Source organism: Streptomyces sp. IBSNAI002 (assembly GCF_052244475.1).
Classification (GTDB): Bacteria; Actinomycetota; Actinomycetes; order Streptomycetales; family Streptomycetaceae; genus Streptomyces.
This window is the reverse complement of sequence record NZ_JBQPXG010000002.1, coordinates 7,874,954-7,895,384: the sequence shown is the minus strand read 5'-3', so window position 1 is coordinate 7,895,384 and position 20,431 is coordinate 7,874,954. Positions and strand designations below refer to the sequence as shown.

General features: G+C 72.6%; 19 protein-coding genes, 1 pseudogene and 1 riboswitch. Of the genes and pseudogenes, 8 read left to right on the top strand and 12 right to left on the bottom strand.

What is annotated here, in order from left to right:
* Positions 1–44 precede the first annotated feature (44 nt).
* Positions 45–1,370 carry a diaminopimelate decarboxylase gene (gene lysA, locus ACTVZO_RS36565; RefSeq protein ID WP_443302441.1) on the top strand — a complete coding sequence of 442 codons (1,326 nt, stop codon included), beginning with the start codon at positions 45–47 and terminating at the stop codon, positions 1,368–1,370.
* A gap of 26 nt (positions 1,371–1,396) precedes the next feature.
* On the opposite strand, the gene ACTVZO_RS36560 is transcribed toward lysA, so the two are convergent.
* Positions 1,397–2,023, bottom strand: coding sequence for an ATP-binding protein (locus ACTVZO_RS36560; protein ID WP_443302440.1), 627 nt, complete (start codon positions 2,021–2,023; stop codon positions 1,397–1,399).
* A 36-nt stretch (positions 2,024–2,059) separates the two neighbouring features.
* Positions 2,060–3,085 (bottom strand): glycoside hydrolase family 26 protein, encoded by a 1,026-nt coding sequence (locus tag ACTVZO_RS36555; RefSeq protein WP_443302439.1) that lies wholly within the window; start codon positions 3,083–3,085, stop codon positions 2,060–2,062.
* Between the two features lie 177 nt (positions 3,086–3,262).
* On the opposite strand from ACTVZO_RS36555, the gene ACTVZO_RS36550 reads away from it, so the two are divergent.
* The gene (locus ACTVZO_RS36550) at positions 3,263–3,862 is read left to right on the top strand and encodes a class I SAM-dependent methyltransferase (protein WP_443302437.1); all 600 of its coding nucleotides are present in this window, start codon (positions 3,263–3,265) and stop codon (positions 3,860–3,862) included.
* A 71-nt stretch (positions 3,863–3,933) separates the two neighbouring features.
* Complete coding sequence (locus tag ACTVZO_RS36545; protein WP_443302436.1) at positions 3,934–5,322, top strand: M1 family metallopeptidase; 1,389 nt, start codon at positions 3,934–3,936, stop codon at positions 5,320–5,322.
* Between the two features lie 57 nt (positions 5,323–5,379).
* Here the strand turns inward: ACTVZO_RS36545 and ACTVZO_RS36540 are convergent, their stop codons facing one another.
* Both ACTVZO_RS36540 and ACTVZO_RS36535 read right to left on the bottom strand, forming a co-directional pair.
* Positions 5,380–5,643: a hypothetical protein gene (locus tag ACTVZO_RS36540; protein WP_443302435.1), complete on the bottom strand. Its 264-nt coding sequence runs from the start codon at positions 5,641–5,643 to the stop codon at positions 5,380–5,382.
* Between the two features lie 249 nt (positions 5,644–5,892).
* On the bottom strand, positions 5,893–6,480 hold the full coding sequence (locus ACTVZO_RS36535) for a TIGR03086 family metal-binding protein (RefSeq protein ID WP_443302434.1): 588 nt from the start codon (positions 6,478–6,480) through the stop codon (positions 5,893–5,895).
* A 112-nt stretch (positions 6,481–6,592) separates the two neighbouring features.
* On the opposite strand from ACTVZO_RS36535, the gene ACTVZO_RS36530 reads away from it, so the two are divergent.
* Entirely contained in the window at positions 6,593–6,898 is a 306-nt protein-coding gene (locus tag ACTVZO_RS36530; protein WP_443302433.1) for a hypothetical protein, read from the top strand.
* A gap of 93 nt (positions 6,899–6,991) precedes the next feature.
* Here the strand turns inward: ACTVZO_RS36530 and ACTVZO_RS36525 are convergent, their stop codons facing one another.
* Together ACTVZO_RS36525 and ACTVZO_RS36520 are read right to left on the bottom strand one after the other, a co-directional pair.
* Positions 6,992–8,272, bottom strand: a complete 1,281-nt coding sequence (locus ACTVZO_RS36525) for a cation:proton antiporter (protein ID WP_443302432.1) — start codon at positions 8,270–8,272, stop codon at positions 6,992–6,994.
* Between the two features lie 759 nt (positions 8,273–9,031).
* A complete protein-coding gene (locus ACTVZO_RS36520; protein ID WP_443303383.1) occupies positions 9,032–9,571 on the bottom strand; it encodes a hypothetical protein in 540 nt (179 codons plus the stop codon).
* Between the two features lie 297 nt (positions 9,572–9,868).
* Here ACTVZO_RS36520 and ACTVZO_RS36515 point away from each other — a divergent pair, with 297 nt between their 5' ends.
* The gene (locus tag ACTVZO_RS36515; protein ID WP_443302431.1) at positions 9,869–10,903 is read left to right on the top strand and encodes a sulfotransferase family protein; all 1,035 of its coding nucleotides are present in this window, start codon (positions 9,869–9,871) and stop codon (positions 10,901–10,903) included.
* Between the two features lie 30 nt (positions 10,904–10,933).
* Here the strand turns inward: ACTVZO_RS36515 and ACTVZO_RS36510 are convergent, their stop codons facing one another.
* The 4 genes and pseudogenes from ACTVZO_RS36510 to ACTVZO_RS36495 all read right to left on the bottom strand — a co-directional run bounded on the left by ACTVZO_RS36510 (position 10,934) and on the right by ACTVZO_RS36495 (position 14,533).
* On the bottom strand, positions 10,934–11,404 hold the full coding sequence (locus ACTVZO_RS36510; protein WP_443302430.1) for a DUF6328 family protein: 471 nt from the start codon (positions 11,402–11,404) through the stop codon (positions 10,934–10,936).
* 80 nt (positions 11,405–11,484) lie between these two features.
* Positions 11,485–12,405 (bottom strand): annotated as a pseudogene (locus ACTVZO_RS36505) (thiamine pyrophosphate-dependent enzyme); the annotation flags it as partial.
* Between the two features lie 51 nt (positions 12,406–12,456).
* Positions 12,457–13,824, bottom strand: coding sequence for a mycothione reductase (locus tag ACTVZO_RS36500; RefSeq protein ID WP_443302429.1), 1,368 nt, complete (start codon positions 13,822–13,824; stop codon positions 12,457–12,459).
* Between the two features lie 37 nt (positions 13,825–13,861).
* The gene (locus ACTVZO_RS36495; protein ID WP_443302428.1) at positions 13,862–14,533 is read right to left on the bottom strand and encodes a LysE family translocator; all 672 of its coding nucleotides are present in this window, start codon (positions 14,531–14,533) and stop codon (positions 13,862–13,864) included.
* Positions 14,534–14,835: 302 nt separating this feature from the next.
* Between ACTVZO_RS36495 and ACTVZO_RS36490 the strand changes: the two genes are divergently transcribed.
* Complete coding sequence (locus ACTVZO_RS36490; RefSeq protein ID WP_443302427.1) at positions 14,836–15,333, top strand: hypothetical protein; 498 nt, start codon at positions 14,836–14,838, stop codon at positions 15,331–15,333.
* 64 nt (positions 15,334–15,397) lie between these two features.
* The gene (locus ACTVZO_RS36485; protein WP_443302426.1) at positions 15,398–16,999 is read left to right on the top strand and encodes a tetratricopeptide repeat protein; all 1,602 of its coding nucleotides are present in this window, start codon (positions 15,398–15,400) and stop codon (positions 16,997–16,999) included.
* A gap of 2 nt (positions 17,000–17,001) precedes the next feature.
* Here the strand turns inward: ACTVZO_RS36485 and ACTVZO_RS36480 are convergent, their stop codons facing one another.
* Both ACTVZO_RS36480 and ACTVZO_RS36475 read right to left on the bottom strand, forming a co-directional pair.
* Complete coding sequence (locus ACTVZO_RS36480; RefSeq protein WP_443302425.1) at positions 17,002–17,592, bottom strand: anaerobic ribonucleoside-triphosphate reductase activating protein; 591 nt, start codon at positions 17,590–17,592, stop codon at positions 17,002–17,004.
* The gene (locus ACTVZO_RS36475; RefSeq protein ID WP_443302424.1) at positions 17,589–19,376 is read right to left on the bottom strand and encodes a ribonucleoside triphosphate reductase; all 1,788 of its coding nucleotides are present in this window, start codon (positions 19,374–19,376) and stop codon (positions 17,589–17,591) included. The genes ACTVZO_RS36480 and ACTVZO_RS36475 overlap by 4 nt, the downstream gene beginning before the upstream one ends.
* Positions 19,377–19,416: 40 nt before the next feature.
* Positions 19,417–19,564: riboswitch (cobalamin riboswitch) on the bottom strand.
* Positions 19,565–19,861: 297 nt separating this feature from the next.
* On the opposite strand from ACTVZO_RS36475, the gene ACTVZO_RS36470 reads away from it, so the two are divergent.
* Positions 19,862–20,422, top strand: coding sequence for an EF-hand domain-containing protein (locus ACTVZO_RS36470; protein WP_443302423.1), 561 nt, complete (start codon positions 19,862–19,864; stop codon positions 20,420–20,422).
* The last annotated feature ends 9 nt before the right edge of the window (positions 20,423–20,431 follow it).

Sequence of the window (20,431 nt, the reverse complement as noted above, 5' to 3'; positions counted from 1 at the left end):
TAGCGATCGGACATCCCATGCCGATCCGAGGGGGAACGCGCTCCATGCATTCCGACGCACTGCTCAGCACATCTCAGGACGACCTGGTCGGCCTCTTTCCCCTGGGCTCCCACCTGGACGGACAGGAACAGCTCGTGGTCGGCGGCTGCCGGCTCTCCGATGTGGCCGAGCGCTTCGGCACGCCCGCGTTCGTCGTGGACGAGACGGCCCTGCGCGTTCGGGCGCGCGCGTACCGGCGGGCGCTGTCCGAGCTTTGGCCGAACAGCCAAGTGGTCTTCGCCTCGAAGTCGTTCCCGTGCACCGCGGTGATCCGTACCTTCGTCGAGGAAGGACTCGGGGTGGACATCGCGGGCGGCGGAGAGCTGGTCGCCGCGCTGGCCGCCGGGGCCGATCCGGAACTCCTCGTCATGCACGGCAACGCCAAGACGGACGAGGAGCTGGCGATGGCCCTCTCCGCAGGTGTGGGCACGATCGTGATCGACAACCTCGGCGACGTCGACCGGCTGGAGCACCTGGCCGCCGGCGGCCAGAGGGTGCTGCTCCGGGTGGTGCCCGAGGTCGATGCCGATACCCACGCCGCCATGGCCACGGGCGGGCGCGGGTCCAAGTTCGGGCTCACCGCGCCCCAGGCGGTCGAGGCCGCCGAACGGATCCGGCGCGGCGGACGGCTGCGGTTGGACGGCCTGCACGTGCACGTCGGCTCGCAGCTGATGGAGACCGCGCCGTTCCGGAAGTCGGTCGAGGTGGTCGGGACCCGTACCGAGCTCGGCCGGCACCCCGTCTACGACGTCGGCGGCGGGCTCGGCGTCCGGTACACGTACCAGGACCGGCCGCCGGGCGTCGCGGAGTACGTCCGCACCCTCACCGACGCCGCGTGCGCGTACCTGCCCGAGGACGCCCGGCTGATCCTGGAGCCGGGCCGGTCTCTGGTGGCGGAGGCCGCCGTGACCCTGTACCGGGTCGTCAACGTCAAGCCGGGACCGCGGCCGCTGGTCGCGGTCGACGGCGGTATGGCCGACAACCTCGAACCGATGCTGTACGGACAGCGCTTCGAGGCGACGGTGGTGAACCGCGTGGGCGGCGGCGAGGACTGCGACCTCGTCGGCCGCCACTGCGAGTCCGGAGACACCCTGATCCGCGAGGTCCCGCTGCGCGACCCCCGGCCCGGGGACGTCGTCGCGGTACCGGTCACCGGGGCCTACTGCTACTCGCTGGCCAACAACTACAACGGGGCCCGCAGGCCTCCCGTGGTCTTCGTCCGGGACGGCGAGGCACGGGACGTGGTCCGCCGCGAGTCCTACGCGGACCTGCTGCGCCGGGACACCCAGGCCGTCCACCCCCGCGCCCTGCCGTACCTCGGCACCCCCTGACCGGCCGCGGCCGCGCGATCCGTCCGTCAGTCACCGCGCCGGTCGTCGACCCGAACCTCCAGCTGCGCCCAGGCCCCGGCCAGGGCCGAAAGGTCGACGGCCGCCGGCCCGGTCATCGAACGCACGGGACCGTCCGGCCGGAAGTGGACCAGCGTCCCGGTGGTGCCATCGGCATCGACGGGCTCGAGGCCGGTGACCGGCACACCGTGTTCGTAGCGCTGGGTCCAGGCCCCGTCGAGGCGACGGTTGGTGTGGACGAGCCACTCGCTCAGCGCCGCGACCACGGACATGCCGCGCCGGGGACGGCCGTCGGGGAGCGCCTCGGCCTCCGGGAAGTCGAAGAAGCGGAGGTCCTTCGTCGCCATGACCGGCTTCTTCACGGTCCGGCCGTGCTCGTCCACGCGGGTGTCGGTCCCCCGTCCGTCGTCCCGGACGGACACGGACCCGTCGGGATGGAGCACGACGACGCAGTTTCCCCCGCGCCGGCCGGACGCCTCGTCGGCCGCGTAGGCGAGTACCTCGAGGAGCAGGTGCCATGCTCCGCCCGGAGAGAACTCCACGGGACTGCGCCGGATGTGCGCCAGGTGGTCGGCGTCTACGGCGCCGGACCAGTCGTGTGTCGTGTTGACCCAGGAAGCTCTCGATACGTCCACCGGACCGATTATCCCACCCGGTGGCGTCCCTCGGGCTCACGGCCGAAGGCGAAAGGGCGAGTGCCGGTCCTGCTCCGCGGACAGGAACTCCCTGAACACCTGCGTGGAGCGCGGGTTCTGGTCGCACTGCCACACGCCGTGCGGGCAGTAGTCGGTGATGCTGTGGTACAGCGGCCTGTGCTCGGCGATCCAGGCCAGCATGTCCCGCATGTACTCGGGGTTGTCGCCGTTGCGGAAGAGCCCCCACTCGGGGTACGAGATCCGCTTGCGGTGGGCCTTCGCGAAGTCGACCTGCTGCTGGAGGCCGTACGGCTGGGTGACCTGCTCGTCGAAGGAGTGGCCCGGCGGCTGGTCGTAGGAGTCCATGCCGATGATGTCGACGACGTCGTCTCCGGGATAGCACTTGGTCCACGCGATCGCGTCGCCGCCGCGGTTGGGCGCGAAGTCGAAACGGAACCGCTGCCCCTTCACCGTGCGCATGGCGGCCACGATGCGCCGCCAGTACCGCTTCCAGTTCTCGGGGTCCGGACGGCACCGGTGCGTGTAGTTGAAGCCGTTCATCTCCCAGCCGAGCACCACCACCGTGTCCGGCACCCCGAGGGCGACCAGCCGCTTCGCCAGCCGCTGGAAGTGCTGGTCGTACTGGCCCCGCGCACCGGTGCGGATCAGCTCGGCGACCCGGGCGTCGGGGACGCCGGCCTCGTTGCGCTCCAGCATCGGCACGTTCAGGACGAACATCCGGTCGGGGCGCGCCGTCCGCCACCGCGCCCAGGTGCGCAGGGAATCGGGAGCCCCCTCGATGTTCGCCCAGGTGTCGCCGGGCAGGTAGGTGTGCCCCGCGCGCAGCTCGGTGCCGCCGAGCCAGTGCGAGAGTTCCTGCATGCGCTCGACACCGGGCGAGCCGTAGTGGAGGTAGGCGCCCACCGCGACCTCGGTCTCCGCCCTGCTGCCGGAGGCCTGTCGCGGCGGCACGGGCGTGGCGAGGACACACCCGGCGAGGAGCAGGCCGACGGCGAGGATGCTCGTGCGGGCGACTGCCCGCCGGCGGCCTTGACGGGACATGACCTCTCCACAAGCCTCGCGAACGAATGTGTCTGGCAGCGAGGTTATGCATCGCCTCCGGCTCGCCGCCCGTCCGGTGCCCCGCTGCTGGGCCATTCGCAGCAGCGGGCCGTCCGCGCTTGGCCCGACCGGGTAGCGCTCGGCCCGGCGGACCGCCGTGCGTGCTTCCATGGGGGCGTGGAGAGCATCACCCAGCGGCTCCTGACCCAGGGGTTCGGCCGGCCCAGCGGGCTGCTCGGCCGGCTCGGCGGCCGGCTCATGGCACGCGGCAACGCCGCCACCGAACAGCACGTCGTCGACCTCGCCGCGCCCACCGGACAGGAAGCCGTGCTGGTCCTCGGGCCCGGCCCCGGGATCGGACTCGAGGCCGCCGCCCGCCGCTCGGCGCACGTGGTCGGCGTCGACCCCTCCGACGTCATGCTGTCCATGGCCCGCCGCCGCTGCGCCCCCGCGATCGCCCGGGGCCGAGTGCGCCTCGCATCCGGCACCGCCGCCCGCACCGGCGAGCCCGACGCCTCCGCCGACGTCGTGATCTCCGTCAACAACCTCCAGCTCTGGCCCGACGTCACCACCGCCCTCGCCGAACTCCACCGCGTCCTGCGCCCCGGCGGCCGCATGGTCCTGGCCGCACACGAGAAGTGGCTCCCCACCGGTCTCCCCGCCCTCGCGCAGACGGTCCGGGCGGCCGGCTTCACCTCCGTACGCACCTGGACCTGGCAGCCCCCGACCCGCATGGCGTCGACGGCGGCACTGCTGAGCGCCGTACGCGGCGGCTAGTCCGTACCGGGCCCGCGGCGGTGCTGCGGAACTCGCACGTCCGGGCGTACGGGCGTTCTAGCGTGCCTGCCATGACTTCGCTCAGGCACTGGCGTGCACCGTCACTCGCCCTCGCGGCCGTGCTGCTGCTCGTTCCGCAGACGGCGGCGGCCCAGGACACCGCGGGCCCCGCCGCCCCGGGGAGCACGGCGACCCCCGACCGCCCCTCGTACGACGTGTCGCTGCGCTCCGACGCCGACGGCTCGCGGTGGAGCGGACGCCAGACGGTGTCCTTCCGCAATGCCGCCCGCACCCCGCTGCGTTCGGTCGACGTACGGCTGTGGGGCAACGGCACCGACGGCTGCGGAACCCCGGACGGCCCGTCGCCGGTCCGGGTGGGCCGGGTCACCGGCGGAACCCCGCGGCCGCTCACCGTCGGCTGCACCGCACTGCGGATCGACCTGCCCGCCCCGCTGCCGTACGGCGCGCGCACGAGCGTCTCCTTCGACGTCGAGATCACCGTCCCGGGCCGCGTCCACCGCTTCGGCAGGGACGGCGCGCACCGCTACCTCGGCAACGCGCTGCCCCTGCTGTCCGTACGCGACGCGCAGGGCCGGCACCTCGACCCGGACGTCGGGTTCGGCGAGAGCTTCCACACCCTCGCCGGGGACTTCCGGGTCGTCCTCGACCACCCCGCCGCGCTCGTCGTTCCCGCGACGGGCACCACCATCCGGCGCGCGGGCGGACCGGGCCGCACGGTCAGCACCAGCGTGGCGCGCGGGGTGCGGGACTTCGCGTGGGCGGCGGGCCCCTTCCTGTCCAAGACGGTCACGACGCCCGGCGGGGTCCGGCTCAACGCGTACTGGACCGCCACCACCTCCCCCGAGGGCGTCGCCGCCGACCTGAAGGACGCCGTCGGCTCGGTCGACGAGTTCGGGCAGCGGTTCGGGCGCTACCCGTACGGCGAGCTCGACCTCGTCATGAGCGACACCCTCGACGACTTCGGCAGCATGGAGTTCCCGGGACTCGTCCTGCTGTGGACCGAACCGGACGGTTCGGCCGTCGTCCACGAGATCGCCCACCAGTGGTTCTACGGCATCGTCGGCAACGACCAGTTCGCGTCGCCGTGGCTGGACGAGTCCTTCGCCCAGTACGCGAACGAGCTGTACTACCGGCAGGACACCGCCACCTGCTGGGCGGACCAGGGGCCGTGGCCGAGCGGGACGTCCGCCCTCACCCGCTCGCTGGCCTACTTCGCGGACGGCCGCCGCACGGAGTACCGGGTCGTCTACCACCGCGGGGCCTGCGCCCTGCACGACCTGGAACGGGTACTGGGCGGCCCGGCGATGGCGGGCATGCTGCGCGGCTACGCGCGGGACCACTGGCTGGGCGTCACCACCACCGCGGACTTCAAACGCGCGGCGCAGGCGGCGACGGCGCGGGACCTCGGCCCGTTCTGGACGGAGCACCGGATCCACTGAGGCAGCCGGTGCGCGGGGACGGACGCGATGTCCGGCCCCGCGCCACGGAACGCCTCCCTACTGTTCGGCCAATCGCTGCCTGACCAGGAACTCGGCGTGGTCGGACAGTTCGGCACGCCGGCTCTGTACGCTCGCCAGTTCAGCTTCCCGCCGCAGCGCCAGTTCGGTCCGCAGCACCGTGGGCCTGGGGACCGGCACCCGCTGGCCGGGCTTCTCCGTGAACGGCCGCAGTTCCTCGGCGACCGCCTGCGCGCCGCCCGATGCCCCGCGGCGCAGGGCGAGGAACACCCGGGCCAGCCAGTCCGCCGGAACCTGCACCATGAAATCAGTCATGCTCGTGCAACGACGGGACACCCGTCCCGTATCGGTGGACAGCTCGTCCGGCCCATCGGCGGCCTAGGGGGTGTCGTCAAACTCCCGTCGTCGCCCGGAGGGCGGCCCTACGGCGTCTGGTGCGTGCTCTCGGTGCGCCGGGCGGAACCACGCGTACTGGACGTACTTTGCTTTCGCCCGGTGCGGCGAGAGCGCGTGCCAGGCGTCGCGGGGCAGACGGGAGTTTGACTACAGGCCCTAGGGAGTCCAGTGCGGATCGCGTCCGCTCAGGCCGATGGTCCGGTCCAGCAGCGGGGCGTCGTCCGGAACGGGGACGACGGGGCCGAAGATCTCCGAGCGGCCCTCGTCCTCGACGCTCGCCAGCAGGAACGCGTGCGAGGCGCGCAGCGCGGCCTGGTCGGGTGCGTACTCCTGGCCGGTGGCCCGGGCCAGGTCCCAGCCGTGGACGACCAGTTCGTCGACGGCCACCGCACCCGCGATGCCGCCGGGCAGGTCCAGGCCGCCCGCGCGGGTCATGCCGGTCCAGGCGGCCGGATCGTGCCAGGCCTCGGCCAGTTCGCCGAGGGTCCGGGGCAGTTCCTCGCGCCAGCCGGCGGGCAGGGAGGGGGCGGCCGCGCCGGGGTCCGTGTCCGTCGTTGGGCCCAGGTCCTTGCGGCCGGCGTCGCGGAACGCGACGACGAGGCCGGTGAGGTGGCCCAGCAGGTCGCCGACCGCATAGTCGGGGCAGGGCGTCGGGCCGTCGAGGCGGGCGTCCGGGACGCCCGCCACGAGACCGGCCACGATCCGGGCTTGTGGTCCGAGGTCGATGGTGGTCGTATCGGTCATCTGCCGCTCCTCCGGGACGATGGGGCCTGAAGGGTAGTCCGGCGACGGAGCCCGTCCCCGTCGCCACACGGGCCGGAGATCCGCCGCAGCTCGAACGGAAGGCGCACCACCCATGACCGAGGACACCGCACCGGCGAACGACCCGCACGAACCGACCCCCGGGGAGCGGGCCGCGCGCGACCGGGTACGGCGACGTGCCGAGGGGATGACGCACCACCAGACCGCCGAAGCACTGGAAGCCGCCGAGGAGGCCGCGGGCGATCTGGAGGCGGCGGACGCCGGCACGCGCGCCGAGGTGGCGGAATGGCAGCGCATCACCGATCTGCTCTTCGACCACGGCGGCCCCTACGCACCGGAGACCGATGCCTTCGTGCAGGGCCAGCTCACCGCCCGGCAGAACCGGAAGCGCGCCCGCTGAAGCCGCTCCGGCCGTGAGCGGGGCCGCCACCGGTCGGTGGCGGCCCCGCTCTCCCGGGCCGGCAGGCGGGCAGGCGGGCAGGCGGGCGGGCGGCTAGAGGCTCGTGCGGACCGCGCCCGCCGTGCGTTCGGCCTTCTCGGGCGTCCCGGAGGCCTTGGAGCGGTCGTCGTCCTTCGGCCGGCCGATGAACCAGGTCAGCAGCGGTCCGGCCATCATGGTCGTGACCACGGCCATGACGACCATGAGCGAGTAGAGGCCCTGGGACAGGAAGCCCAGTTGCAGACCGACGTTGAGGACGATGAGCTCGGTCAGGCCTCGGGTGTTCATCAGCGCGGCGAGCGCGGCGGACTGCCGCACGGGCATCCGGTTGAGCCGGGCCGCGACGAAGGCGCCCGTGAACTTGCCGCCGACGGCCACCAGGAGGATCAGCGCCAGGGCGCCCAGCCCGCCCATGTCCAGCTCCGAGAGGTCGACCTTGAGGCCGGCGACGAGGAAGAACACCGGCAGCAGCAGCGTGCCGTTCATCTCGCCGAGGCGGTCGTGCACCTCGGAGCGGAGCCGCTCGGTGCCGGTGCGCGGGAGGACCACACCGAAGAGGAAGGCGCCGAAGATGTAGTGCAGGCCCACCCACTCGGTGGCGGCGGCGGACAGCAGCAGTCCGGCGACGACGCACGCGAACACGGTCGGGGTGAGCCGGAGCTCGGGGCGGCGGTCCGCGTAGCGCTGCAGCAGCGGCCGCAGGACGAAGAGCATGCCCAGCAGGTACGGGATGGCGAGCAGGATGCGCCACTCGTCCGCGCCGCCCGAGCCGCTGAGGACGACCACTCCGGCGAGTACGGTCCACGCGAGGACGTCGTCGATGGAGGCGCAGGCCAGAGCGACGACACCGAGCGGGGAGCGCGTCATCTTGCGGTCGGTGAGGATGCGGGCCAGCACCGGGAACGCCGTGATGGACATGGCGATGCCCATGAACAGCATGAACGCGGTCTGGTCGCCGGTGCCGTACTCGTCCATCAGGTAGAGCGCCAGCACCATGCCGAGGCCGAACGGCACCAGGATGGAGCTGAACGAGACGGACGTGGCGAGGCTGCCGCTGCCTCGGATGAGCGTGGCGTCCCATTCCAGGCCGACTATGAACATGAAGACCGCGACGCCGACCGCGGCCAGGGCGCCCAGCAGGGGCCGGATGTCTGCGGGGAAGAGGGCGTCGGAGACCGCTCCGTCGAAGAGGGTCGGTCCCAGCGCTATGCCGGCGACCACCTCACCGATCACCGGCGGCTGGCCCAATCGTCGGGCCAGTGCGCCGAGTACGCGTGCCAGGATCACGACGGCGGCGAGGCCTAGGAGGAGTGACGTGGTCTGATGGGGGTTCATTCGGTCCGTCTCCGTAAATCAGGGTCTGTGCTGCGACCCCGTGCAAGAAGCGCGGGCGGGTGGCCGGATGCCCGTGACGCCTGGGCGGGCACCGGCATCCGGTCGGGGTACCTTAGAGGGGCAGCAGTTCGCGGGACTGCACGAGACTGTGCACCTTCGCAAAAGAGCGATGCTGTAGTCCCGCCGGAGCATGATCCGCAAGCCTTGCGCCCAAAGGGCCCTGACACGGGAAATTCCGCAGGTCACGCATGGGGCGCAGCCCTGCGACGCCATCCCTGTCGGCCGATTCCGGCACACCCGTGTCGGCTGCCCCGCGCAGCCGCGGTAGACATGCGTCCGAGGTCCGCTCATGCGGGGTGCGTACGGCCGGCGCCTCGAACGGGCACCGTGGAGTGGTACTCCCGGCAGCACGACGGCTCTTGACGCCTTCTAGGAACATGAGGGGTGGGGGCGTTTGACGGAGGACGACCGGGTTAGACGCGTGGATACCGGAAGCCGCCCCCTGCGGGTCGGGGGCTTCCGGAGCGGGCCTCGGCCGCGGGGCGTACCTCCCCCGGCGTCGTGCGGCCGGCCCGCCCGCACGACGGGCTGCCGCCCGGCTCCGTACGGAACCCGGCCGGTCCCGTGTTCCCGGTCCCTCCGCGGCCGGGAACCCGGGCCGCGCCCGGTCAACCCCCGGCGACTGCGCTCGTACCGTCGTCCCCGGGCAACGGGCCCGGCGGCAGCGGCCCGGCATCCCCCGCGCCGCCCGGGCCTGCGTCAGCGGGTGCGTCGGGGGCCACCGCGGTGCGGGCGGCGGCGGGACACGACTTCGGGAGCGGCCTCGGGAGACGAGAAGCCGCCGGCCACGGCGACGTGCGCCGGCGAGGCCGGGGCGGGCGGTACGGCGGCCGGTGCGGCGGCCCGGGCGGCCGTCGGGCGCTGGGCACGGCCGAGGACGGCGGTGTGGGAGATCAGCGGCGCGCAGCCCTGGCAGATCTCGGCGAGGGTCCAGACCTGGCCGACGGCCGGGTTGTGGATGAGGACGAGCAGCGGGGCACCGGTGCAGGCGGCTCTGGTGTCCTCGTGGTAGCCGCATTCGGCGGCCAGGCAGGCGCACGCGGCGTTGGGGCGCACGGTCGCGAGCCGGGCGTGCGCGCGTACGTGCTCGGCGGCGAAACGCCGCATGGCCGTCGTGTCCTTGGAGCGGGGCGGCATGCGGCACGCCTCGGTGCTGCAGCTGACGGAGACGGTGTGATCGCCGTGGCCGGTCAGACGGACGGTCCACGTCCGTCCGGGAACACGGGATCCGGGAATCATGGTCAAGGCAGAGTTGTCCGTTCACATACGCGGTGGTTTGCCCGCTGTTCGGCGAGTCTCGGATTGGAGACGGTGGAATGCGCGCGACGTCGGCCCCGGCCCCGGCGAGGGCACCGGCAGGTGCGGCGGCCCGGTCATGAGGAGAAGCGCACCTCAGACGAGGGAGTAGGTGGCGAACACGCCCTGCAGTCTTTGTCGCACGCCGTCCGGCAGGTGTCAACAACGTGGCGCTCGGGGAAGTCTGCTGGATATCGGTTCAGGTGGCCGTCGAAGTCCAAGCCGAGGGAGATCGCCCGCATGCGCACTCTGACGTTCGTGGTCGGTACGGGCCGCAGCGGATCGACCGCGCTGTCGGGCATCGTCAACGCGCATCCGGACGTCCTGAGCCTGAACGAACTGCTGTCGTCGGTGCAGAGCCGGGGCTTCCCGGAAGGCGTCCTGGGAGGCCGGGAGTTCTGGCGGCTGCTGGCCGATCCCAATCCGGTGTTCGAGCGGATGATCCGGAGCGGGGTGCCGATGCCGGAGTTCGTCTACACGCGCCGTCCCGGGCGCTTCGCGACCGACACCACCGGCATCCCCGCCCTGTCCCTGATGGTCCTTCCGCACCTGACCGACGATCCGGACGGCCTGTTCGACGAGCTGGAGAAGCAGGTGTGCGGCTGGCCGAACCGAACCGCCGCCGGCCATTACGAGGCCCTGTTCCGGCTCCTGTGCACGCGGTTCGGGCGCAGCGCGGTGGTCGAGCGGTCGGGCTATTCGCTGGAGCGGGTGCCGTTGCTGCGCGGGGCCTTCCCGCAGGCTCGCTTCGTGCACCTGTTCAGGGACGGGCCGGACTGCGCGCTGTCCATGAGCCGGCACACGGGCTACCGGCTGATCTTCCTGCTCCGCGACATCCTGGCCCGGACGGGCGCCGAGCGCGTCGAGGACCTGACCGGGGAGCAGGTGCGGTCCTTGCCTCCCGAGCTGTCCCGGCTGCTGGGCGAGCGTTTCGATTCCGCGCTGGTGCTGGATCGCGACCTGCCGTCGTCCGGCTTCGCGGCGCTGTGGTCGGAGATCGTCGTCCGGGGTGTGGCGCATCTCGACGAGGTGCCCGCAGCGGTACGGACCACGCTGTCCTACGAGGACCTCCTCGACGAGCCCCGCAAGGAGCTGACGCGACTGGCCGGCTTCATCGGCGTCGAACCGCTCCCGCAATGGCTCGACGTCGGCGTCGCGCGCCTGGACGGCAGCCGGCGCGGCTCGTCCCGCCGCCTGCCGGCCGCCGAGCTCGCGGCGCTGCGGGAACACTGCGCCCCGGGCACGGACGCCCTGGCAGGCACCCGGGCGTGGTAGGGAAGGATCCGCGAGACGGCCTCCGGGCAGTCACTTCCCGGTGGTGTCGCGGACCCTCGCCCACAGGGGCAGCGCGAACCAGCACAGCAGGTACCAGGCGAGCACGCCGCCGACGAGCCACGGCACGAGCGCGTTGTGGGTCGCGACCCGCAGGACGAGGAAGAGGGCCGTGGTGCAGGTGGCCAGCAGCAGGACGAGGCCCGTGAAGGTGAGGCGCGCGGCCCAGGCGACCGCCTCGGGTTTGATGCGGTGGCCCGAGACGATGCGGTGGAAGGCGACCGGCCCGATGAGCGCGCCCGTCGCCAGCGAGCCCAGCACCACGGTCACGATGTAGATCGACTTGTCCGTCTGCGCGAGCCCGTGGAAGGCGGGGGTGAAGGCCACCGTCAGCAGGAATCCGAAGAGGATCTGGACCCCGGTCTGGGCGACGCGGATCTCCTGGATGAGTTCCTGCCATTGCCGGTCGGCGCGTTCGTCCGCGCTCTCGTCCCGTCCGTCCATCGAGATGCCCTTTCCTCCGAGTCGTTCGCGTGCGTACGGGTGGGCGGCGCCCGCTGCGCGGGTACCCGGCAACGGGCCGGTCAGTCCCCTCCGCCGGGGAGGATCTCCCTGACCTTGGCGACGGCGAAGCCCCACCCCTGGCCGGCCTTCGGCTTCCCGGGCACGGCCACTTCCTCGGGGTTGGTCAGGACGTCCAGCAGGACCGGTCCCGGAGTCTCGAACGCCCTGCGCACGCTGTCGTGGAGATCGGCCGGGTCGGTGACGCGCATGCCGGTGAGGCCGAGGGCGGTGGCGACGGCGGCGAGGTCGGGATTGTCGAGCTGCGTGCCGAATTCGGGCAGCCCGGCCTGTTCCTGTTCCAGCTTGACCATGCCCAGGCGGCGGTTGTCGAAGACGACGAGTTTCACGGGCAGTCGGTACGTCCTGATCGTCATGAGGTCGCCCAGCAGCATGCTCAGCCCGCCGTCGCCGCAGAAGGCGACGACCTGCCGGTCGGGCGCCCACAGCTGTGCCCCGAGCGCCTGCGGCATGGCGTTGGCCATCGAGCCGAGGTTGTACGAGCCGATCAGGCGGCGGCCGCCGCGCATGGTGACGAAGCGGGAGAGCCAGACGGTCGCCATACCGGTGTCGGAGGTGAACACGGCGTCGTCGGCGGCGTACGCGTCCACCGCGGCGGCCAGGGCCTCGGGGCGGATCCGGTGGTCCCGGTTGTCCAGCGCCGAGCGCAGCCTGCCGGTCCAGCGGCGTTCGTGCGCCGGATCGGCCAGTCGCCGCTGTCCTTCCTCCCAGCGTGCGAACCGGTCCCGCGCGTCCTCCAGGTGGGTCCGGTCGGCGGTCTCGTCCAGGAGCGGGAGCAGGGCCCGCAGGGTCGCCCCCACGTCGCCGGTCAGCCCCACGTCCACCGGGACCCGGCGGCCCAGGTTCTCCTCGCGGGTGTCGATCTGGACGGCCTTGCAGCCCTGCGGGTACCACTCGCGGTAGGGGAAGTCGGTGCCCAGCATGGTTTCAGCACATCGCGCTGGTGTCCCGGTCCGGCGGGCTCACGCCCGGGGTCACAGGTCGAGGTCGAGGAGGGCGTTCTCGACGAGCTCCGTGGGCGCCGGGTGGATCCAGTACGGGGACTTGGCGAGGGTGGACGCGTCGATGCCCAGGGTCATCGCCAGCACCAGGGGCTGGATGAGGGCGGGGGCCTGCGGGCCCATGACATGGGCGCCGAGCAGCCGGCCGGTGCCCCGTTCGGCGAGCACCTTGCAGAAGCCGGTGGTGTCCTCCATCGCCCAGCCGTAGGCGACGTCCGCGTACCGGGCTTCGCCCACCAGCACGTCCAGCCCCCGCTCGCGGCACTCCTGCCCGGTGGCGCCGACCGAGGCGATCTCGGGGTGGGTGAAGACGGCCGAGGGCACCCGGTCGTGGTCGGCCTCGATCAGGTCGTCGGGGTGGCGCAGGTTGTGGGCGACGACCTGCGCCTCGCGGTTGGCGACGTGCTTGAGCGGCACCGGTGTGCACACGTCCCCGAGCGCGAAGACGCCTTCCGCGGTGGTGCGTTGGTGCGCGTCGACCACGATGCGGCCGTCGTCACGGGTCGCGATTCCGGCGGCCCCGAGGTTCAGCCGGTCGCTGTTGGGCACGCGGCCGGCGGCCACCAGCAGCATGTCCGCCTCAACGGTGGAACCGTCGTCGAGGCGCAGCCGCAGCGCGCCCGGACGGCCGCCGACCTCGGTGACCTCCCGTCCCAGTCTGAGGTCGAAGCGGGATCGGGCCAGTTCGGTGAACCGTTCGGCGACCGTCTCGTCCTGGGGGCCGAGCAGGAGCTCCTCCTTCTCGACGATGACGACGGAGCTGCCGGCCGCGGCGAACACCTCGGCGAGCTCCGCCGCGATGTACCCGCCGCCCAGGACGGCCAGGCGGCGCGGCGGCGCGGCGATCCGCATGACGGTGTCGGAGGTTTCGTACGGCAGTGCGCAGCCGGCGACGGGAGGGGGCACCGACGGGCGGCCGCCGACGGCGATGACGACCTGCCGGGCCCTGATGCCGACGACGCCGTCGGGGCCGTCGACCCGCAGCTCCCGCGGGCCCGTGAAGCGCGCCGTCCCCTCGTACACGGTGACGAAGTCCGTCTCCCGGCGGTCCCGGCGGCCCTGTTCCCGGTCGGCGTCCAGGCGCCCGAACACCCGGTCGCGCATCGCCCGCCAGCGGACGCCCGCCAGTTCCGCGTCGACGCCGTACGTGCCGGCCTCGTCGACGGTCCGGGCCACGTGCGCCGTGTGGACGAGCATCTTGCTCGGGATGCAGCCCGCGTTCAGGCAGGTGCCTCCGAACCACCTCTCCTCGACGATGGCCACGTCGAGGCCGGCGAACGACTCGTCGATGACGGCGTTGCCGGATCCCGCACCGATGACGACAAGATCGTGCTCGCGCATGCCGCCAGGCTACGTCGGCGGCCGGTGGGCCGCCCGGTCAGTCGGCGAGGGCGAGGTGCACGCCGAAGCCGGCGATGACCGTGCCGCTGATCCGGTCGAGGATCCGGCGTGCCGAAGGGCGCTGGAGCCTGACGCGCAGCGCCCGGGCGCATGCGATCAGCACGCCCGACCAGAGCAGGCCGAGCAGGATGTGCACTCCGGCCAGCAGGGTGCCGGTCAGCAGGTGCGCGGAGCCGGCCGGAATGAACTGGGGCAGGACCGCCATGTAGAAGGCGCCCACCTTGGGGTTGAGCAGGTTCGTCAGGGCGCCCTGGCGCCAGCCGCTCCCGAAGCCGTCGCCGGCATCCGCCTCGGGCCCGTTCGCGGGCGCGGTACCGGCCTCGGCCTCGGCCTGGCCGGGGTCCGCCCCGGCGCGTCGGCGCAGGGTCGACAGCAGGATGCGGCTGCCCATCCACACCAGGTACGCCGCGCCCGCCCAGCGGATCGTCTCGTAAGCGAGGTGTGAGGCGGTCAGGACCGCGGTGAGACCTGCCGAGCTGAGCACGCCCCAGGCGAGGGTGCCGGTCTGGATGCCGAGGACGACACCCCAGGCGCGCCTGCGGCGGCCCAGGGCGGCGGTGCGCAGTACGAGGGCGGTGTCGAGGCCCGGTGTGAGGGTGAGGAGTCCCACGATCAGCGCGAAGGACCCCAGCGCCGAGGCAGTGATCATGCCGCAACTGTAGCGACGAGGCCCCGGACTTCCCAGATCCTGCCCGGAATCGGGCAGGCATCGGACAGGCGGTTCCATCGAGCCGGCGGCTTCGGCGGGTGGGGCGGAACCGGGGACGGGGGTGGGCGACTTGCCCTAGGCTGATCCGCCTGCCCGATCTGTCCGTGGGGGGGAATCGACGGCGGCCGAGGAACAGGGGGCGCACGCGGCCCGGCCGGCCGCCCGGCCCACTGCCCGCTCGCCGCCCGGCCCACTGCCCGCTCGCCGCCCGGCGATCCGCACCGCCGTCGAAGGAGACCCGCATGCTGGAGTTGGCAGAGCTGGCCACGACCGGAGCCACGGCCGTCGTCGCGGCGATGGCCACCACCGCCTGGGACAGCACACGGGAGTCCGTGGTCCGGCTGTTCCGCCGCGGCGACACCGCCGAGGAGGAGACGGTCCAGGTCCAGCTGGCCTCGCACGACGACCTGGTCCGGCGGACCGAGGACACCGAGCGCGCCCGCCGGGCCCTGCTCCCGCTGTGGGAGCTGCAACTGGAGGCGTTCCTGATCCGGTACCCGGAGGCCGCAGACGACCTGCGCGCCCTGATCACCCGGTCCCAGGACGCACTGCGCCAGGCCCAGCGGCCCTCGGTCGTACAGAACATCACCGCCTCCGCCCCGGGGGCGACCGCCGCGGGCGTCACGCACGGCAACGCCTATCTGACCACCACCACCCACTACGGCGGCCCGCCGGAGGCCACCGCCCCGGGCCCCGCCACCGGCGGATCCGCCGAAGGCGCACCGGAGGGCGCCGCGTGAGCGAGGCGGACGACGGCTCCCGGCCACGGTTCGTACAGAACGTCGTCTCCGGGACCGGGCGCCGGTGCCCTGGACGCCCCGCGCGATCGTGTTCCTCGCGTCGGCCGCACAGCACTGGGCACATCTCGGCCCGGGCTACCTGGGCCCGCTGCTCCTGGAAGACCCCCAGCTGGCGGTCGACGCCGGCAGCAGCGCCCTGACCGCCCTCGCCGACCTCCCGGACGCCGTCGCCGTACTCGAGGCCGTCGAGGCGCGGTTCCCGCCGGGCAGGCACACCGACCTCGACCCCGGCATGGCGGTCCTGACCGCCCGGCTGACCGAGCACCGGGTCGGCCGCACGGACGACCCCGCCCAACACACGCTGCTGTACCGCCACCTTTCGATGCGCCAGTGGCACGCGGGCCTCCACCGCCAGGCGCTCGACAGCAACGAACGGGCCGTGGCCTGCTGCCGTCGCCTGGCCGATGAGGATCCCGTACTCCATCTGCCCGCCCTCGCGGGCGCGTTGACCGACCGAGGCGTCTTCCAGGCGGAGCTGGGACTGCACGCGGAGGCCCTGGAGTCCACCGAGGAGGCCATCGCCCTGGCCAGCCGCCACGATGCCGAGTACCCCTCGGCCGAGCACCCCGACGTCCCCCGGGCCGACCTGCCCGGCGCCCTGGGCAACCTCGGCAGCCGCCTGCTGGCGGTGGGCCGCATCGAGGACGCCCTGCAGGCGAACCTGCGGGCGGCGGAGATGTTCGGCGGGCTGTCCGACCTGGACCCCGCCGTGTACCGGCCGGACTTCGCCCGCGCACTGGTCAACACCGGGATCATGCTGTTCCAGTCGGGGGACCGGGCCCTCGCCGTGAAGACGGCGCTGGCGGCGGCGGAGATCTACCGCGAACTGGCCGCGGCGGATCCGTACGCGTACGAACCCGCGTTCGCGACCTCGCTGGTCACCGCGGCCAACCACCTGTGGGGAACGGGACGCGGGAAGGCGGCGGCCGGCGCCGCCGCCCTGGCCGTGGGCATCCGCCGCCGACTGGCCGAAGCGAACCCGGACGCCTACCGGCCCGCCCTCGCCCGCGCGCTGACCGCCTTCGGCGTCTACCTCTGGAACACGGACCGTCCCGCGGAGGCGCTGGACGCCACCGAACAGGCGGTCGCCCTCTGGCGCGAACTGGCCGGGGCCCACCCCGCCGTGCACGAGGGCCGGCTCGCCGGCGCCCTGTCCAACCTCGGGAACCGGCTCGCCGCGGTCGGCCGGCCGGAACAGGCGCTGACCGCCACGGAGGAAGCCGTACGCATCCACAGCCGCCTGGCCGCCACCGGCAACACCCTCCACCAGGACGAGCTGGGCATGGCGCTGAACAACCTGGGCAACCGTCTGGCCGCGCTCGACCGCGCGGAGGAGGCCGCCGGTGCGTCCCGGCTGGCCGTGGACATCTACCGCCGCTTGGCCGGGGAACTCCCCTCGACGTACGACCACGGCCTGGCCCGCGCGCTCGTCAACCTCGGCGTACACCTGGGCCGGCTCGGCCGCGTCCAGGAGGCCCTGACCGCCGTGGAGGAGGGAATCCGGATCCAGCGGGCCCTGGCGTCGAAGGACGCCGGGGCCTTCGCCGGGGACCTGGAGGGGTACGTGGCCACCCGGGACGCACTGCGGTCGGGGTTCGCCCGCTGACCTCACACGGCGCGCGCCTCCTGCCGTACGTGGTCACGGAGGCCGCGCCCAGCCAGCCACGACTCCAGGTCGGCGACGTCGCCGTCGTCGAGCAGCTCCGGGTCGACCGTCGTGCGCAGCTGGTGCGGGACCCCGGCGTCGAGGAGGAGCCGGAGGCTGCGCAGGGCCGGTCCCGCGCTGCCCCGCACACCCGTGACCCGGGCGTAGGCGTCCGGGGCGGCCTTGACGTCGAAGCCGACCCAGTCCACCAGGCCTTCGCCCAGCACCTGCGCGAAACGGCGCGGGTAGCCGCCGCCGGTGTGCAGGCCCACGGCGTAGCCCAGGGCCCGCACCGCGCGCATCGCCTCGGCGAGGTTGGGCTGGAGCAGCGGTTCGCCGCCGGAGAAGACGACTCCGTCGAGCAGGCCCTGACGGCGTGCGAGGTGGGCCGTGACCGTCTCCCACCGCACCTCGGTCCGCGCGCGCGGGTCGAGCAGCTCCGGGTTGTGGCAGTAGCCGCATCTCCAGGGGCAGCCCTGGCAGAAAACGGTGGTGACGAGCTTGCCGGGCCAGTCGCAGGCGGAGAGCCGGGACCAGCCGCCGATCCGGATCACGCCGGGGCCGACGCCTTCTCCTGGAAGGGGGTGCGCTCGGCGTGCTCGCCCTTCTTGCCGATGTTGAACGAGGCGACCGGACGGTGGTAGCCCATGACGCGGGTCCACACCTCGCAGTCCCCGTCGCAGGCCGGGCAGGTGGCGTGCTCGCCGGCCAGGTAGCCGTGCTCGGGGCAGATGGAGAAGGTGGGCGTCACGGTGAGGTAGGGCAGCGAGAACCTCTCCAGGGAGCGGCGCACCAGGCTGCGGCAGACGTCGGCGGTCGAGACGCGTTCCGACATGTAGAGGTGGAGCACGGTGCCGCCGGTGTACCTCGTCTGCAGTTCGTCCTGTCGCTCCAGTGCCTCGAAGGGGTCGTCGGTGAAGCCGACGGGGAGCTGGGAGGAGTTGGTGTAGTACGGGTTGTCGGGGGTGCCGGCCTGCAGGATGCCGGGGAAGCGGCGGCGGTCCTCCTTGGCGAAGCGGTAGGTGGTGCCCTCGGCGGGGGTGGCCTCCAGGTTGTAGAGATGGCCGGTCCGCTCCTGGAACTCGACCATGCGGGCCCGGACGTGGTCCAGCATGCGGAGGGCGAGCGCGTGCCCTTCGGGTGCGGTGATGTCGTGGGCGTCGTGCGTGAAGTTGCGGACCATCTCGTTGACGCCGTTCACGCCGATGGTGGAGAAGTGGTTGCGCAGGGTGCCGAGGTAGCGCTTGGTGTACGGGAACAGGCCGCCGTCGATCAGGTCCTGCACGGTGACGCGCTTGGTCTCCAGGCTGTCCCGGGCGAGCTCCAGCAGCCGGTCCAGGGCGTCGAGCAGGCCCTGTTCGTCGCCCGCGTGCAGGTGGCCGAGGCGGGCGCAGTTGACGGTGACGACACCGAGGGAGCCGGTCTGCTCCGCGCTGCCGAACAGGCCGTTGCCGCGCTTGAGCAGCTGGGTGAGGTCGAGTTGGAGGCGGCAGCACATCGAGCGGATCTGGCCGGGTTCGAGGTCGGAGTTGAGGAAGTTCTGGAAGTACGGCAGCCCGTACTTCGCGGTCATCGCGAACAGCCGTCCGGCGTTCTCGCTCTCCCAGGGGAAGTCCTTGGTGATGTTGTACGTCGGGATGGGAAAGGTGAAGACCCTCCCGGTCGCGTCCCCGGCGGCCATGACCTCGATGTAGGCGCGGTTGATCAGGTCCATCTCGGCCTGCAGCTCGCCGTAGGTGAAGCCCATCTCCTCGCCGCCGACGACCGGTACCTGCTCGCGCAGGTCTGCGGGGCAGGTCCAGTCGAAGGTGAGGTTGGTGAACGGGGTCTGGGTGCCCCAGCGCGAGGGCACGTTGAGGTTGTGCACCATCTCCTGCATGCACTGGTACACCCGCTCGTACGGCATGACGTCCTTGCGCACGAAGGGGGCCATGTAGGTGTCGAAGGAGCTGAACGCCTGGGCTCCGGCCCACTCGTTCTGCAGGGTGCCGAGGAAGTTGACGATCTGCCCGGCGGCCGAGGAGAAGTGCCGGGGCGGGGCCGAATCGATCTGTCCGGGGACGCCGTTGAAGCCCTCGGTGAGCAGGGTGCGCAGGGACCAGCCCGCGCAGTAGCCGGCGAGCATGTCCAGGTCGTGGATGTGGAAGTCGCCGTCGCGGTGGGCGCTCCCGATGGCGGGGGTGTACACCTGGTCGAGCCAGTAGTTGGCGACGACCTTCCCGGCGGTGTTCAGGATGAGCCCGCCCAGCGAGTAGCCCTGGTTCGCGTTGGCGTTGACCCGCCAGTCGCTGCGGTCCAGGTATTCGGTCACCGAGTCCACGGCGTTGATCTGCGTCACGTCAGCCCTCCCACGAGGCGGTGGAGACCTCGCCACGCGGACGTGCGCGCGAGGTGCCGGCAGGTATCGGGCTCCAACCGTCGTGCGGTCGCTCACCGTTGCGGGGCAGCCCCGGATTCGCACCGGGTTCCCTGTTGTCTCGGCGGGCTTCGGGGAACGCCTGCCGAACCGACAGCGGCAACACTACATCTGGGGGTTACGGCGACACGACAGCACAACATATTGGGTGACCTTCGGCTCCGCGGACGGACCGAAGGTCCTGCCGCCCGGACCGACGGACCCGCCCTCTTCCGGCGAGGGGCCGGGGACGGATCTCGAGGCTGGTTGCCATGAGACGGTCAGCCTGCGGCTCGGAGCACTGGCGGCCGTACTGCGCTGAACGGTCCCGGTCCGCAGGCGCCGCCGCCGGACCCCCACCGGCCTTGACACGCCCCCGGGCGCGGGAATCCGCCGGTGCGCGCAGGGCCGCGGCCTAGGGTCGCGGCATGGGTACCGAGCGGTTGGCAGCGGCCGACAGGATCTTCGACCGGCTCGACACGGACGGGGACGGAGTGCTCGCCGCGGACGACTACCGGGCGAGCGCGGACAGGATGCTCCAGTCGTACGGGATGGGGCCGGGCTCGCCTAAGGGGCGCGCGCTGATCGAGGCGAACCAGGCGGTGTGGCAGCGGCAGGCCGAGCTCGTCGACCGTGATCACGACGGGCGGATCACGCGCGAGGAGTACCGCGAGTGGGTCGGCTCCCTGCCGCCTGCCTCGGCTTCCGGCAAACCCTCGGGTTCTCCGGAGGTGATGGCCGCGCTGCACGCGCAGTTCCACGTGGCCGACCGGGACGGGGACGGGCTGATGAACCGCCGCGAGTTCATGGCGTGGCGCGGGTTCAAACTCGTACCGGAGGAGGCGGCGGAGGCCGCGTTCGCACTGGTCGACGCGGACCGTGACGGCGCGATCAGCTGGGACGACTTCAACGGCGCGGAGCACCGGCACGGCCTGGCGGCGCTGCTGTACGGACCGGGCTGGCCTTCCCTCTCGGACCTTCCCGGGTAGTCCCGCGAG